The 16,107-nt window shown below is 37.1% G+C and carries 15 protein-coding genes; 3 read left to right on the forward strand and 12 right to left on the reverse strand.

Features of this window, described 5'->3' with window-relative positions; translation table 11 throughout:
• Positions 1 to 8: 8 nt before the first annotated feature.
• From A0F92_RS07465 to A0F92_RS07520, 12 genes are all read right to left on the reverse strand, one after another.
• Positions 9 to 896, reverse strand: a complete 888-nt coding sequence (locus tag A0F92_RS07465) for a FecR family protein (protein WP_068243659.1) — start codon at positions 894 to 896, stop codon at positions 9 to 11.
• A 55-nt stretch (positions 897 to 951) separates the two neighbouring features.
• A complete protein-coding gene (locus tag A0F92_RS07470) occupies positions 952 to 1,557 on the reverse strand; it encodes an RNA polymerase sigma factor (RefSeq protein ID WP_068243662.1) in 606 nt (201 codons plus the stop codon).
• Positions 1,558 to 1,705: 148 nt separating this feature from the next.
• Positions 1,706 to 2,752 carry a DUF6588 family protein gene (locus A0F92_RS07475; RefSeq protein ID WP_068243664.1) on the reverse strand — a complete coding sequence of 349 codons (1,047 nt, stop codon included), beginning with the start codon at positions 2,750 to 2,752 and terminating at the stop codon, positions 1,706 to 1,708.
• A gap of 228 nt (positions 2,753 to 2,980) precedes the next feature.
• Positions 2,981 to 4,111, reverse strand: coding sequence for a TIGR03364 family FAD-dependent oxidoreductase (locus tag A0F92_RS07480; protein WP_068243667.1), 1,131 nt, complete (start codon positions 4,109 to 4,111; stop codon positions 2,981 to 2,983).
• Positions 4,104 to 5,384: a DUF5690 family protein gene (locus tag A0F92_RS07485; protein ID WP_068243671.1), complete on the reverse strand. Its 1,281-nt coding sequence runs from the start codon at positions 5,382 to 5,384 to the stop codon at positions 4,104 to 4,106. Before A0F92_RS07485 ends, A0F92_RS07480 begins: the two co-directional genes overlap by 8 nt.
• Complete coding sequence (locus A0F92_RS07490) at positions 5,375 to 6,064, reverse strand: HAD hydrolase-like protein (RefSeq protein ID WP_068243672.1); 690 nt, start codon at positions 6,062 to 6,064, stop codon at positions 5,375 to 5,377. The genes A0F92_RS07485 and A0F92_RS07490 overlap by 10 nt, the downstream gene beginning before the upstream one ends.
• Before the next feature lies 1 nt (position 6,065).
• Positions 6,066 to 6,653 (reverse strand): HD domain-containing protein, encoded by a 588-nt coding sequence (locus tag A0F92_RS07495; RefSeq protein ID WP_068243675.1) that lies wholly within the window; start codon positions 6,651 to 6,653, stop codon positions 6,066 to 6,068.
• A 5-nt stretch (positions 6,654 to 6,658) separates the two neighbouring features.
• On the reverse strand, positions 6,659 to 7,744 hold the full coding sequence (locus tag A0F92_RS07500; RefSeq protein ID WP_068243680.1) for an alkaline phosphatase family protein: 1,086 nt from the start codon (positions 7,742 to 7,744) through the stop codon (positions 6,659 to 6,661).
• A 46-nt stretch (positions 7,745 to 7,790) separates the two neighbouring features.
• Positions 7,791 to 8,639 carry a glycerophosphodiester phosphodiesterase family protein gene (locus A0F92_RS07505; RefSeq protein WP_167516899.1) on the reverse strand — a complete coding sequence of 283 codons (849 nt, stop codon included), beginning with the start codon at positions 8,637 to 8,639 and terminating at the stop codon, positions 7,791 to 7,793.
• 7 nt (positions 8,640 to 8,646) lie between these two features.
• Positions 8,647 to 10,257, reverse strand: coding sequence for a SusD/RagB family nutrient-binding outer membrane lipoprotein (locus tag A0F92_RS07510; protein ID WP_068243684.1), 1,611 nt, complete (start codon positions 10,255 to 10,257; stop codon positions 8,647 to 8,649).
• 17 nt (positions 10,258 to 10,274) lie between these two features.
• Complete coding sequence (locus A0F92_RS07515) at positions 10,275 to 13,586, reverse strand: SusC/RagA family TonB-linked outer membrane protein (RefSeq protein ID WP_068243687.1); 3,312 nt, start codon at positions 13,584 to 13,586, stop codon at positions 10,275 to 10,277.
• A gap of 167 nt (positions 13,587 to 13,753) precedes the next feature.
• Positions 13,754 to 14,329: a helix-turn-helix domain-containing protein gene (locus A0F92_RS07520; protein WP_068243691.1), complete on the reverse strand. Its 576-nt coding sequence runs from the start codon at positions 14,327 to 14,329 to the stop codon at positions 13,754 to 13,756.
• Between the two features lie 189 nt (positions 14,330 to 14,518).
• On the opposite strand from A0F92_RS07520, the gene A0F92_RS07525 reads away from it, so the two are divergent.
• From A0F92_RS07525 to A0F92_RS07535, 3 genes are all read left to right on the forward strand, one after another.
• On the forward strand, positions 14,519 to 14,860 hold the full coding sequence (locus A0F92_RS07525; protein ID WP_068243694.1) for a hypothetical protein: 342 nt from the start codon (positions 14,519 to 14,521) through the stop codon (positions 14,858 to 14,860).
• Between the two features lie 107 nt (positions 14,861 to 14,967).
• Positions 14,968 to 15,879, forward strand: a complete 912-nt coding sequence (locus tag A0F92_RS07530) for a hypothetical protein (protein WP_167516900.1) — start codon at positions 14,968 to 14,970, stop codon at positions 15,877 to 15,879.
• Positions 15,880 to 15,899: 20 nt separating this feature from the next.
• On the forward strand, positions 15,900 to 16,107 hold a 208-nt coding region (locus A0F92_RS07535; RefSeq protein WP_167516901.1), incomplete at its 3' end, for a hypothetical protein.

The raw sequence follows: 16,107 nt of genomic DNA on the forward strand, positions 1-16,107 counted from the left end.
TAAAATGCTTATTGTTTGGGATATATATAAATGGTTTTTCCTTTCATTTCAATATTTACATTCATGGCAACAGATATTACCTTAATAAAATCCTGAATGCTTTTTGCTGTAAGATCTCCGGTTAAAAATTTTGTTGTAATAAGTTTTGCATCAATAACAGTGTGGTATCCATAATTATCCTGTATCATCTCGGCAATATCAGTAATGCTGGTATGATCAAAATGATATTCATTAAATTGCCAGCTACTTCTAAAGCGCACATTACTATCAGACGCTACGCTCATTTTTTTATCTTTTGTTACAATAGCAACCTGTCCCGGAGTAATTTTCGTGAGTACTTTATTTTTGTCGGTAATTAATTGTATAGACCCTTCCTCTAATGAAATCACTGATTTATCTCTGCGGTCTTTTATATTAAAAATAGTTCCCAAAACCTCAACATTGGTTTGTGGCGTATGCACAATAAAATTCTGTTTTGTTACTGTTTTTTTTCGAACATGGAACCAAGCTTCCCCTTTTATCCATACCTCTCGTTGTACATCATCAGCCCAAACTGCCGGAATTTTTAAAGTTGAATTGGCGTTCATCATTACTTCAGTACTATCGGGCAAAACAATTCTTTTCATTTCACCAAAACCGGTTTGAACAATAGCATACTGTTCAGTACTATGCAAATTTTGATTCACAAAAAAGTAAGTAACCACAACTAAAAGAATAAAACTTGCAGCGATAAGAATGGGCTTCAGCATAGGATAAATGGGTCGAAACTGCTGACCGGTTATTCTATTTTCGATAGATGACCAGTTGGCATCTCGCTGAGCTTCAGTTGAAGGCTTGTGCCTGAATTGAAAAGGCAAATTTTCGCCACTATTTTCTTCCCAAAAATTATCGGGCATAGCAATCTTTTAGTGTAAGACACTCGATTTTATTTTTTATACCCTTTTTTTAGAATTAATTTTTTACAAACTGAAAAAGAAAGGATAATGAAATGAGGGTAGATAACATTTTAGCATCTCGAAGCTTATGCAGTGCTTTTTGCGTGAGATTTGAAACGGACTGATAATTAATTCCCATAATTTCAGCAATTTGCTGATTATCCATATTTTCGAAATAACGAAGGTAAATTACCTCTTTTTGCCTTTTTGGCAGCTGATTTAAAAGAATTGAAATTTTTTGTTGCAGTATAAAATCACTTTCTTTTTTTACAATAATTTCTTCCTGAGAAAATTCAATATTGGGTTGTTGAAAGAATTGTATTTTAATATTTTTTAATTTTAAATCGCGAAAATAGTTCAAAATCTGCTTTCGCAAAGCAGCATAAAAATATGGCTTTACCTGCTGTATGGAATGAAGTGACTTTTTTTTGATCCATAATTTCACAAACAAATCCTGCACTGCTTCGTTTGAAAGGGTCTCATCATCCAGCAACTTCAAGGCATACGCATACAACCCTTCGAACAAATGATGATGCAGTGCTTTAAATGCATGCACATCACCTTCTCTGGCTGCCATCCACCATTGCAATAATTGTTCGTTATTCTGACTATCCTGCAGCATTACAGGATAAAAGTAACTATTCTCTATTTATAAAACCGATACGTGGGTATAATCAATATTAAATGCCATTGTATTATTCAAGCCCATCCATTTCAATTTCAAAAAATTTTAACTCCACTTAAATTTTACAAATAAATACCGGCTTTCATTACCTAAATGCAAATGCCACCCCTGCACCAATACCATTGTATTTGGCAAAAGTATAGTCAGCATAAATTTTTAGAATAAATAAATTGAAACGAACCCCCCATGTATTTGAAATACCGGATGCTGTATACGACATTGCCAATGGATCGGTAGCATTAATGGTAAAAGTGTTATTCGGCGGGGGAAAATTGGTATTAAGTGTAGCCTGATACGAACCATTTACATTGATATTAGATTTACCCGAATTATAACCTATAGCTGTGTAAATTTCTAAAAATGAAAATTTTACAGATGCAATGGCCTGAACGGTATAGGCAGAGATATCATACTTCAAATCTGCATTATTACTTCGAACAGAACCGGAATTGGTTAAATTAGGATAATAATCGGCTGAAAGGTGGTTATAGGCAGCTAAAGCCGACAAATGCAGAAATGGTACTTTTTTAAGAAAAGGCAGGTAATTAGAAAATTCATGCTGAACACCTATGCCAAAAATGCCCATTGAAACATTATTTAAATCTGTTTTTGGAAAGTAACGCACTTTTAAATCAGTATGCTTAAAAATACCAATGCCCAACTGTGCTACCGGCAGTGGAACAGATACCGGCAAAAATGAAATATTCTTTTTAAAATCGTTTCCTATACCGGTTGGGGTTGTAAAATCGGTGTACGCCTGCTGTCCGTTTTCGGTAACATTTACATGAATGCTTTGTGATGAGCTGCCTCCCATAAACGTGGGCAGACTGGCGCTCGTTGCACCGCCATTTAATTTAAAGGTTGAATAATCAGCATTATTAAATGTAAAATTTTGTTTATCGGTTGGTACTACAGCAGCCTGTAAACTAACGGAAAGATCAAAACCCAATAGTTTATGAGCCCTTGCCGTACTATACCAGCCGCGATTCATATTGTAAATTTCTCCTTCGCCAAAAGGTTGTAAATAATTGCCAACAAATTTATTGGCATCGGCAATGGCCGCAGCAACACCTTGTGCATGAGATGGCAACATAGCAATAACGGTAATAAATAGCAGGGCTATCTTTTTCATATCAACACATTTAAAATTTAAAAATAGTGTTTATTTGATACAGCAAATGAAAGCGCTAAAATAGTTCAAGAGCAATACATATCATGATAAACATACTACAAATTGATGATTATTGATATTTTTTATGCAAATGACATGAAAAAGAGAAATTCAAGCTGTATTATGCTGCTTGGAAGAAAAAAAATATTTTATAAAACAGCATAATTTCTCAAGGCAATACCGCTGAGGCTATACAATTTCGTTTATTTTCTCCTCAGCCAAACCAAACGATAGGGTCATTCCTGCTCCACCCAATCCATTTAAAATATAAACACCGGGCAAGACTTCAAGAAAAACTTCGGTGTCACCATTGCTCATTTTAGAATATATTCCATTCCAACTTTGTAATAATGACCAGTTGGTGCAATGAACAAACTGTTTTAAATATTGAATTACCAAATTGTTTAAATGTGCCGCATCAAAAGGATCGTGGGTTAATCCATATTCATGTGTATCACCAACGGTAAGCTCGCCTTCATCATTTTGTGAAACCATTACATGAATACCCCATTTTAAATATTCGGGCATACCTTTTTCATATCTTGCCTTTAATTGTGGCAAAGAGGCAGCGGCTTTAAAGCTTTCGTAATGAATTAAAGATAATCCGCCACACAATGAAGTACCAATATGCATACCATCATTACCTGCATTAAAACGAAGCATTTGTAATTTACATTTGGTAATAGCGATAGCAGTAAATACTTCCGGAAATAAGGTTTCAAAATCTGCTCCACTACATATCATTATCAAATCAGCCTGCAAGGTTTCATTACCCATCCAAACTTTTCCCTGTTCTATACGATTAACAACTTTTCCCCATATAAACTGAACATTCAAATATTCTGATAAATAAACAGGAATGGTGGCAATAGCTTTTCGTGGATTGACCACCATTTCAGTGGCACTGTATAAACCACCTAATAAACCCAATTCAATTACGCCTTCAAATTCTTCAATAATATCTTTTTTACGCATTAACTCTACCGGCCTGCCATTTTGGTGAAAGGCATCAAATAATTCTTCCAACACCTGCATTTCATCTTCATGATAAGCAACGTGTAAACTGCCGGATTCTCTATACCATATATTGGTACTATCTGCTACTTCTTTCCAAATTTCCTTACTCCGCATGGCTCTGTTATACAATACACCATCGGGTTGCCCTACAGGCCAAACCATTCCAAAATTACGAATGGATGCACCTACTGCTTTTTCGCCACGTTCTATTACAGTAACGGAATATCCTTTTAAACTCAAAGCCCTTGCCGTTGCCAACCCAACAATACCGGCGCCAATTACAATTGCGGACTGATTACGCATACACAATATTTATTTTATTATATTTCGATTTAAAATAGTACAAAGCAATGGTGGTACCTGCAACACCTATTACAGAAAAAATAATAACGCCGTTTCCGTACAGAACAGACCATTCCATATGTCCACTAAAAAATGTTTTGAGTATAATTACACCTACACTTCCTAAATATCCGAACGAATCGGCCACATACATTAAAAAACCTACATTACCCGTATACCGGTAAGTGGCAATCATTCTATCAAATAATATACAGTTAAAGGGAATATAGCCCACATACAAACCTAAACCTACCAGCGTCATCCAATACAATGGCGGTAAATGTTGATATAAGAAAAGCCAGGAACTGATACCGGCTATCATAAAACCGGCAATAATTAAATAATGCGTTATAAAAAAAGCACGTGCATTGTTTTTAATAAATATCATACTGCTAATCAAAATCAGGACAATAATTGAAATGGGCGTTTCTGTTTCAGTAAATACGGCAGCATTTTTACCAAAACCCATTTCGCGGAACATATCTGCCGCAAAATTGTCACGGATATCACGAAACACCGTTAATATTACATATACCAATACCAATAGCACCAATCCGGTACTAAAATTTTTAAAAAAGATTTTTCTTTCTGCTTTGTTTAATGAAGCCCTGGTAACGCGTTGTGCTTTATCGGCCTCTGTTGGCGGCGGAATTTTTTCTAATAACCATAACAGTAGTATCATGGGTATAACAAAAACCAATCCGGTTACAAAAGGCATCCATAATTCTTTAATGTGAAATTGCACCATCAAAGTTTTACCTACCGATTTTACAAAACCAGAGGAGAAAATAAAACTAACTGCTAATGCTGCTCCAATAAAGTCGGTTGCCTTTCTTCCTTCAACAAAGGAGAAAACAATTCCCCAGATAATTCCTAACGGGAACCCGTTAATGAATAAAAAAAGAATATTGTAAGGGGCAGGTATAATGGCAAACAACAAAAGCGCCAACCACGAAATACCCACCAACAGTAATATTAATTTGCCTCTTCTAAAATGTTTTAACTCTGCAATAAATTTAATACCGTAAAACTTACTGAACATATAGCCCAATACCTGGGTAATTACCAATGCATCTTTATAAGCCAATCCGAAAACAGTAGGCGTATCATGATAAGTTCCGACACTAAAAGGCTTACGGAAAGCATATACCGTTGCATAGGTAAGAAAAGTAATTATGGCAGCATATAAGGCTACGAAAAACTCCCGATGCTTTTTAATATAATTTACTGCCATTGCGGTTGTATAATTCCCTTAAGTTCATTAAGTGAATGAATGATATAATCGGGAGCATAGGTACGCAGTTGCAACTCGGTATATGCGCCTGTTGTAGTGGCTATTACAATACCACATTCTGCATTTCGCCCTTCTAATACATCTACCTCCGTATCGCCTACTTTTGCTATATTTTTAGCATCCTGCACACGGGTTTTTCCCATAATAGATTGTATCATATAGGGTGCCGGCCTGCCTTCGGGCACTTCATCGCTGCAAACTACACAAGCAATATTGGGATGATGATTCCAATGTAATCTGTTTAAAATTGCATCCGTAATAGGCCTGGTAAATCCGGTATCTAATGCAACCTGAATACCCAAACTATTTAACCAGGAAAAAATTTGTTCTGCGAAAGGCAATGGTTGTAAGGATGGTGTTGTTCCATAATAATGCACCATACGATTGGTAAAATCGGTATGAATAGATTCGATGCTATGGCCGGGCAATAAAGGTTGTTTATATTGGCGCAGAATAATTTCAATGGCTTCAATTTTCTTATACCCCATTACTTTATCTACATCATCCGGTTGCACGTTTAATCCTGCTGCCTGAAAAGCATCTCTAAAAGTTTGATTGATGTTGCCATGATCGGCTACAGTTGTTCCTGCAATATCGAAAACTACTAATTGAATGGGCATATTAGCTTTGTTGTTTTAAGTGTTGAATAATACGTTGCTGATATACCTCTAATGAAGGTAAAGGCTTGTTGGTTAATTTGGCTTGCTCATCCCAACGGCGTAAGGCTATATATAATGGGAACAAGGGATCTGCTTCAAATTCAGCTGCTTCTGCTTCCGCCATCCTGCCGCCCTGAAACTGCAATGTTTGTTTACTGGCTTCAGATAATTGTGCATAATATTCGGGATCTTTATAAGTTAGGTATCTTTTTGCATTTACATGCGATTCAATCAGTTTTGCAATTTTCAAAGAAAAACCCTTTTCCAAAACATATGCTGCACCTAATTTTTCGTGATCCACCAATCCAAAATTATCCATATGGCCGGCAGTACTCCCTTCGGGCATTATGTGTTCATATAAATGCCCAATATCATGAAAGAAAGCAGCCAATATTACTTCATCATCATACCCGCCTTCTTCTGCCAGTTGAGCGCATTGGCACATGTGCTCTAATTGTGAAACCGGCTCACCAATATAATCTTCATGCCCATATTTTTTATATAACTCAATTATTTCATGGGCTGTTTGTTCAATTTGTTCTTTTTTCATACCGTTTATTTTTGTAACAGTTGCTCAATTGGTTTTGCAACGGGATGATTGGCTGTAAAATGAAATCCCAACATAGCAGCAATGGTAGCAGCAATTTGTTCCTGATACAATTGCATGTGTGTTTTTACTTCTCCTTCCGGTGTAATATCCGGCCCCATTACCGCCATCCAAATTTGTGAAGATTCCGGAATACGCGAACCATGACTGCGCCAGTTATCTTTATTTACATCACCTCTTCCATGATCGCAGGTAACAATTAAAGTGGTTTTGTTACGATATACAGGATTGGATTGCAGATAGTTCCACAAATCGTGTATCATGGCATCTTCGGCATGTGCACTTTTTAAATACTGATCATACATCCCGCCATGTGCAAAATCATCGGTTTCATCGAAAGCAATATACAATACCTTTGGCTGATAAGCTTTCAGATATTCGCGGGCTGCCATATAAGTTAAAATATCCGGACGCACATTCAAGGGCTGTGCCGTTAAAAACTGCATATCATTCATTAATTTTAAATTGCTGTTTTGAAAATGCAAAGTATCAGTATCTGAATTTACATAAATACCACTCCGCCATTTGTTTAAGATATAAGGAAACACATCCCAGGTAGAGAAGGCAGCCACTTTTCCGGTAAACCCTTTTTGCTTATTTAAAAACTCTAATACATTTTTATTTTTATTTTTGATTTTATCGTTTGAATTAACGGCCGTGTCAGGGTAACCTGTAAATATTTCATTGTATCCGGGATATGAAAAATGGTAGCGGTTGGCTACGTTCATATCATTCTCATATAAACGGTTGCCATAAAGCCGTCCCCGTTGTTCAACAGTTGACCAAAGAAAAGGGAATAATTTAGCCCTGCTTTCAGCGGGTGTTGCCGCTGTAAATTTTTCAGCTATATAGTCGCTGTCGTGCATATAGTTTTTGTCGGCCAATAAATAAGAATCTACCCCTTTAAACACTTCCTGCCAGCGTAATCCATCTAAGGTTACAATTACAACATTTTCAGTTTGGCGTTGTGCCAATAACGGATTTGTACAAAAAGCCGCTAATAAAATTGCCAAACAAATAATACTTCTTTTCATAAATGCGTTTTAAAGTTATTAAATATTAGCTAGTCGTTCATTGAATTTATTCAAGCCCCATTTGCCTTTGAGTTATGTATTTCAATAGTTGTTGCGGGTGGTCGGTTTGTAAACCATCTACTCCCACTTTCAAAAATTTATCCCAAATTGCTGTTGATTCTTGTGGGCTTTCTACATCTAACCAAACCTTTACATGATTTACATGGGCTATTTTAATTAAGTTTTCATCATACAAATTATCTACAACAGCTACATACATGGTTGTAAAAAATTCATTTAATTTTTCTTCTGTTAAACTTGTTGTTTTGGGTACGCTGGTAATGATAGGTACTTGTGGTGCTAACTTTTGCCATTCATGGAATTGTTGTAAGGTATTGGGATATACAATAATTTGATTTTGCATGCCTGCCTGTTGTATCATGTTCCATGCTTTTGCAACATTGGCATTTTTAAAATCAAGGTAAATATTGATTTTGTTTTTACAAAGTTGTAATACTTCTGAAAATAACGGGATAGTATATAATTGCCCATCTTTAGCCGGTGTATGCAAAGCTTTAATTTGTGCATAATCCAAACTGCTCACCGCACCTTTACCATCTGTTGTCCTGTCAACTGTTGCATCGTGCATTAATACCATTACACTATCACTGGTTTCTCTTACATCTATTTCTACGTATTGCGCACCAGCCTCTATAGCTGCTTGAATTGCGGAAATGGTATTTTCAGGATAAAACACATGGTTACCTCGATGCGCTATTACAACAAAAGCAGTTGAGGAACGAGGTAATACCCCATTCCCCTTCTGCGCTTGTACAGAAAAACTACTACTAAAACCAACTACCAAAATCAGTACAATATATTGATATACATTTTTCACTTTTATCATTAAATGCATCAAAAAATTATTTCAACAACCACATTTTCTGGTTCAAGTCATCGGCAGAAAATTGCTGGCTTTGTAGTGCAGCTTTCCAGTTGGCGGCATTTTGTGCCTGCTCTGAAACCGGATATGCCCATCTGATTGGAATAATGCCATTGTTACCCACACCACTGCCCCCTTCAAAAGCAGGAACGCCGGTTCTGCGCCAATTGTAATAAGCCTCATAGCCTGAATTTTGAAACATGGCAATATACTTTTGCAATATAATCTGCTGAATAGCAGTTGCAGGAGTGGAAGAAAGTTGAACTGCTGGTTGAGCGTAATAATTAACAAAGTTGAACGAAACACTATAAGGTGTTACCTGCGTGGTTGATGTTTTACCCGGAGGAAGAAAGTAAGCAGTAAAGCCGGGCTGTGTTACATCGATACCATAAAATTTCATCGACTCAATGATGCCTGTTTTATAATAACTTGCTGCATTGCCGGTAACCCAACCTCTTTCAATGCCCTCAGCTATATTAAAGTTCTGTTCTTTGTAACCCACTAACACATCTGGTTCACCGGTAAAAGTTGAATAATATCTTTTACGGTTTGGAAAGGAGTATAAATTGGCAGAAGCATTACCATACATAATTGAAAGTGGTAACCCTGTGCTGGCACCCACAAAATATTGAAATTTAGCAGGCTGTAAGGTATCGCTTCCAACCAGGGCCCATGCCGGTTCGCAGGTAACAAACACACGGGGATCGTTGATAGTGGTTAAAGCTTTTACATAAGTATCGGCCATGTTGTTACGCTGTGCAATAGAACCGAAATTGCTGGGATTGAAGGGATATTGCAAATAAGTAGCATCGTATTGTGCCGCCATATCATCTGCCTGACTGGTGAAGATGGGGTACTTAGAAGGATTATTGACAATATTGGCAAACTGTGCAGCAACATTTAAAGTTGCATCTGATGTTTTTGAACTTAACTGAATCAACACCCTTAACTTAAAAGCATTGACCAATTTTTGCCATTTTGATAAATTGCCCTGATAAAACAAATCTTGTGAGGCAGATAATGTTTGGTCGTTATTGGCAATTAATGTTGCAAAATGTGTATTGGCAGTATCTAACTGATTCAATATATAAGCAAACACCTGTTGTTGCGTGGTATATGACGGGGTAGGGTTTGCGGAACCTTGTAAAGCCTGTGTTAACGGAACATCACCAAACAAAGAAGTAAGATTGTAAAAGTAATAAGCACGAATAAATCTGCCTACTGCTTCATAAGGGTTAACTGATGAAGCGCCTTTTACAACAGCCTCACGCTCCATTTGTACCACATTTTTCAGAACTAAGTAGGGGTCAAACGAACCATTGGTCCAGGAGTAAATATTATTTCCATAATAGTCGTAGTTATTACAGAAATACTGGTTCCAGTTGTGCACATTATTCCAGGAATTGAGGCCGCCTAAAGAACCGGCACTGCCATTTCCGGCCATATTTGTTAATACCGTTCCTAAAATTAAGCCCGCAGGAACGCTGGTAGGTTTATTGGGGTCGGCCTGAAGTTCCTGAATTTTTTTAGTACAGGAAGCCAGCAGCAAAACACCCAATAAAAAAAGAGAAATATTTTTTATCTGTTTCATACAATTTGCTTTATGAATTAAAAGGATAGGTTTACATTAAAACCATAACTTCTGGTGGTCGGTGTTTGAAGACCGGAACCACTGTCTTGTGTATACTGGTCTACATCTAAATCTTTATACCGATTGGGGAAGAAGTACAGTAAATTTCTACCCACCAGTGAAACACTCGCTCCGCGTATAAATGAAGTAGGTTTCAGTTTGTTTGCCGGAATGTTATAAGTTAAAGTAACCTCTCTTAATTTAGCATACGTTTTCTTAATAATATCTAAATCGGGGATAGAAGCCATACGGGTAACAAAGGGCTGAACCTGGCTTTTGGTAGTATTCTGTGTTTCGGTTAAACTTTTCATATTATTAATTTGCCCGGTAATGGGGTCTAAACTAATTGGTGCTCCGGTTAAATTAACGCCTTGTCCGGTATAGGCTGCTACATTGGCTTCATCAAAAGGCCTGGCAATACCAAATGCACCGGTTGCGCTTTCAATATGCCTACCACCCTGTAAGGTTTTTTTACGAACATAATCTTCCATTACACCGCCCACCATTCCATCAAACTGAAAGCGGAGTGCAAAGTTTTTATAGCTAAAAGTATTAATAGCCGCCCATTGAAAATCAGGATCAGAATGGCCATAAATTTTTTGTGCAGAAGAACCCAAATCAGAAAAACGTAAATAAAGGCCTGATGCGGGGTCAATTACCATTTTACCATCGGGCGTACGCACAAAGGCATTACCGTAAACCAAATCAACCCGAGTACCATTTTTAGAATAGTTATTTGGATTGGAATTGTTTACCCATTTTTTTACATAAGTAGATACGTTGGCTGTTACATTCCAACTAAAACCATTGGCATTACTAATAGGATTTGCATTCATGGTAAATTCCCAGCCATCATTGGTATAAGCATTTCCGTTGGTTAAAAAGCTGGAATAACCTGATGCAGAGGATGTGCCCTGGTTTACAATACCTGTATTCAGATAGTGGTAATGGGTTACATCTAATCCTAATTTGTTATCTAAGAAGCGAATGTCTACACCAAATTCTGTAGCTTTTCTTTCAGCCGTTTGTATGTTGGCACTTACTGTTTGGTTGGTATAGCTGGCACTATTGCTTAACTGATTGGTAAATGTTGGGCTTAAAGTATAAGGCTGTGAGAACTGATAACTAGGGCCACCATAGGGAGAATACCAGTTGTAACCATAACCTGCTGCCGGTGTTGCACTAATATCGGGAGTAAAGAATGCATTCGTGCCTCCACTTTTACTTTCAGCATAAGAACCTCTTACTTTTAAGAAGGAAATGGCTCTTGGTAATTTAATGTAATCAGATAACACTGATGCCAGGTTAAATGATGGATAAAAATAGCTGTTGTTATTGGCAGGTAAAGCAGATGATTTATCAACCCTTCCTGTTACGTTGGCAATAAGGTATGATTTATAACCCAGATCAACGGAATAATAAGCACTCAACACTTTCATTTGCGAATGGAATGTACTTCCTGTTAAAGGATACAATGAGTTTGAAAAAGAATAAATACCCGGTACATTTAAATAGTTGGTAGAGGTGAAGTTGGAGTTGAAATTAAAGCTGCGTACCGTCCCGCCACCCAAAGCTTCCATATCTAAAAAACCAAATAAATTCTTTTTATAACGTACCTGACCATCTACATAAGAGTCGTATTGCCCTCTTCTGTCTTCTCTGTAATCGCCCATACGCAACTCTCTGCCATAAGCACCCGCTGAATAAGGCATTTTTTCAGAGTTAAACATATCATAAGTTGAAATACTGGGCCTTAATTGAAATTCAAGATTTTTTGTGGGCTTATAGTTTAAGGAAATATAACCATACATATTATTTTGGTAATGGCCTCTTAACCATTCATACGACATAAAGTATGGGTTATTATACCGATAAAACTCTTCGTATTTTTGTTGAATACCTGCTAAACCCGGTTGCCAGTAATTTCGCATATCACTCATCGCCCAGTCTGCACCACCCCAAAGAATAATATTATAAATAATGCTGTTTGGACCATACTGTACATCCGGAATATTTGGAGTAGATTGTCGGCTGTAGTTAATGTAACTACTCAATGTTAATTTTGGATTGAAGCGTTGTGTAACACTTGCAGTTACATTAAAATTGTTTAACTGCGTGTTGGGTACAATCCCCTTTTGATAAGTATTACCTACAGAGAACCGTACATCTGTTTTTTCGGTAGAAGAAGAAATAGAAACGCTGTTACTGGAAAGCAATCCTGCCTGTATAAATTTTCGAAGGTTATCTTTACCACGGGCAATCCACGGTGTAGGCTGTACATGGCCAATATAAGTTGAACCATCTGCAAAAGTAGTGGTATAATTTTGTGTAGGATCGTATTTACCATCGTACTGCGGCAATAACTGCCCTCTAAATTGAGGACCCCAAACATCATAATCATAATCGTTAACACCTACGCCAATGGCACCGCCACCCCGATAGTTAGCCGGACCGGAACCACCACCACCAAATGCATATTTACCATTATCACCGGGGCCATATAAATCCTGGTATTTCGGCAAAGCAATAAATCCTTTGTTAATCTGTGTGCTTGAATTAAAATCTACATGCAGCCCCTCGTTTTTAGAACCCTTTTTTGTAGTAATAATAATGGCGCCATTCTTTCCCTGAAAACCATATAAAGAAGCGGCATTAGGGCCCTTTAAAATAGTAATCGTTTCAATATCATCGGGATTGATATTATAAGTATCCGACGTAAATGGCACCCCGTCAACAACATACATAGGCTGATCGTTGGCACCATTCTCACCACGTATAATAATACCGGGTGAATGGCCAATTTCTGAATTGATATTAATGGCAAGACCTGCAGCATTACCTTTTAAAGCATTAATAGGATCGGCCTCTCTTGCTTTGGTAAGTTTGGTAGCATCAATAGTTTGTACTGCATAACCCAAACGCTTGGCTTCTTTTTTAATACCTGTAGCAGTAACAACTACCGCACTTAAATCGGCATTTTGCGGATTCAGTGCAATGGCAACGGCATCGCCATTGTGTACAACCAATCTCTTGGTTTCAAAGCCAACATACGAAAATTCAAGCACATCATTTTTTTCAACTGAAATGCTAAAATCACCATCCGCATTGGTAGTAGTGCCTCGATTGGTTTTTTTAACAGCAATGGAAACACCTTCAATAGGTGTTTGTGAAACCGCATCTACAACACGTCCTTTTAGCACCATACTCTGTGCCTGAACGGTTGGAGCAGTGAGCAGACTAACTGTCATGAACAACAGTAGCCTGAAAAATTGGGGGACAATTTGCTTCATAAACAATATGTTTAGTTATAAGGCAAAACTATCCGGCCTATGTTATGGAATTATTGCGGGAATATTAACAAATAGTAAAGCAATATTTAACAAAAGAAGCAAAATGAAGCATACAGTTAACCAATATTAAACTTTTATGAATTAATTGTGAACAACACTGGCAGGTATTATCCCTTTTGAAGAAAAAAATACACCACCAGCAACAAGGCATCTTCCTTTCCTGTATTTACAGGATTATGTAGTTCTGTGGCATCAAAAAACAACGAATCGCCGGCTTCCATATCATAATTATCTTCACCAATGGTATAACACAAATTGCCTTGCAGTAAATATTTAAATTCAAATGCCTGCGTACTCACCGGCTGGCGCTGAGCACCGGGTTCTATGCGCAATAAAACAAAATCTAAATGATACTCTTCAAAAGTAGCTGTGAATATGCGCTGGTAGTAAAAACCTACAGCGTTTTCTTTTTCAAAATATTGATATGCTGATTCCTTTTTAAAAATTACTTTACTGCCGGATTGAAGATTGATATTCTTAAAAAATTCGTTCAGGTCAACTTCAAGCCCTTTAATTAAATTCAGCAATACACTTAACGAAGGAATACTTCTGCTGTTTTCAACCTGACTTAACATGCTTTTAGTAATTCCTGCTTTTTCGGCTAATTCCTGCAGTGTAACATTTCTGTCTTTTCTAATTTCTTTTAACCGGTTACTGATTTGGATAATAATATCTTCCTGCATAACAATTATTTTAACCTGTGTTTGAATTTAAGGCTGTAATATATTTCATCCATTTTAAATAGTATGCTGCAATTTGTACCACACATAATTTTATTGCATTACTTAATTAAATTATGCTTAGCATCATAATTTTAGGTAGGTTTTATCATAATTTTGCCACTGATGTTGAAACCCCTGATCATAGTTTTCATGATAATTGGTATTGGAGCAGAAAGCTTTCAAACCAACTTAATTGAACTGTATTACAGACTAAATACTGCTGCCATTACACTGGAATACTGTGTTAATAAAAATAAACCACAAATGCATTGTAATGGCCAGTGCCATTTGGCCAAAGCGCTTAAAAAAGCGACACAACCTGCCACTAATAGCAATAAAAGTTTTAAAACAATTGATTTATTTGCTTATCAGCATTACCCGCTTCATATAAATCACGCCTTTTATACTGCAACTTCATATTTTATGTATGCAGCAACACTCAATAAAGGCGTTACTGTGCCTTTATTTCATCCACCTGCAATGCGGGCATAATCTTTCTGTTTTTTCTTTCAGCAATATTTGTAATGGTTTGTTTTACATGCAATGATGTACAACACAGTTACAAAACTGCCTGTATTTTAATTTCTAAAAAAAGGTTTATGTACAAAAAATACATTACAACAATTTTGTTTTTATGTATTACTGCATCATCATTTGCATGCGCTATTTGCGGGTGTGGCGGCAGTAATTTTTATTTGGGGTTAATGCCCCATTTCAGAACCAAATTTATTGGCATCCGATACCAGTATATGAACTACAATACGGTATTGGTAAACGATCCTGCACAGTACAGTCATAACTTTTATAATACCATACAGGTTTGGGGCGGGTTTAATGTAGCAAAGCGTTGGCAATTATTATATATTGTGCCAGTTCATTTCAACAAACAAATAGATGATGATGGCATTACCCATAAAAATGGTTTGGGCGATGCATCACTCATGGCAAATTATTTGTTGTTTCATAAAATAAAAACATACGAACACAGAGCCGGCATTGAGCAACAGTTATGGATTGGCGGAGGTATAAAACTACCCACCGGCAAAATGGATGTAAATTTAAAAGATCCAAACATTACTGTAGCTGATATAAATGCACAATTAGGTACCGGCAGCATTGATTTTATGTTGAACACCATGTACAATATTCGTATGGGCAACTGGGGCGTTAACTCCACCCTAACCTACAAAGCAAATACTGCAAAAAACGAATACCAGTTTGGCAACAAATTTACCGGCAGCGCCATTGGTTATTACAACATTTTGCTGAAAAAAATGAACATAATGCCCAATGCCGGTATGATGTATGAAAATACTGCAGCCAATACCCTCAGTAAAATGAGCGTAGCTGCTACCGGTGGTTATATTACCAGTGCCATGGCAGGAGTAGAAGTGGGTATTAAAAAAATGAATGTTGGCATTACTTGTATGGCCCCTGTAAGCCAGTATTATGCAGCAGGACAAACAAAATTAAATTGGAGGGGTGATGTACATGTAAGTTTTAGTTTTTAACTTTACCCAAAACGATGAATATGAAGCAATTAATTGTAGCAGCATCGGCTTTGCTTTTTTTAGCAGCTTGTGCCAACAACAACGAGAAAACTGAAGTGAAAAAAGATACTGCCGCCGCCATGGCACCCATGCCTATGCAGGCTAAATTTACCGCAGATATGGTAGATAACCAGCGCGACCCCTCTTGCGGCATGCCTGCCAGAGCAGGATTAGAAGACACCGTGCGCT

This window comes from Hydrotalea flava, from assembly GCF_001623405.1.
GTDB lineage: Bacteria > Bacteroidota > Bacteroidia > Chitinophagales > Chitinophagaceae > Hydrotalea > Hydrotalea flava.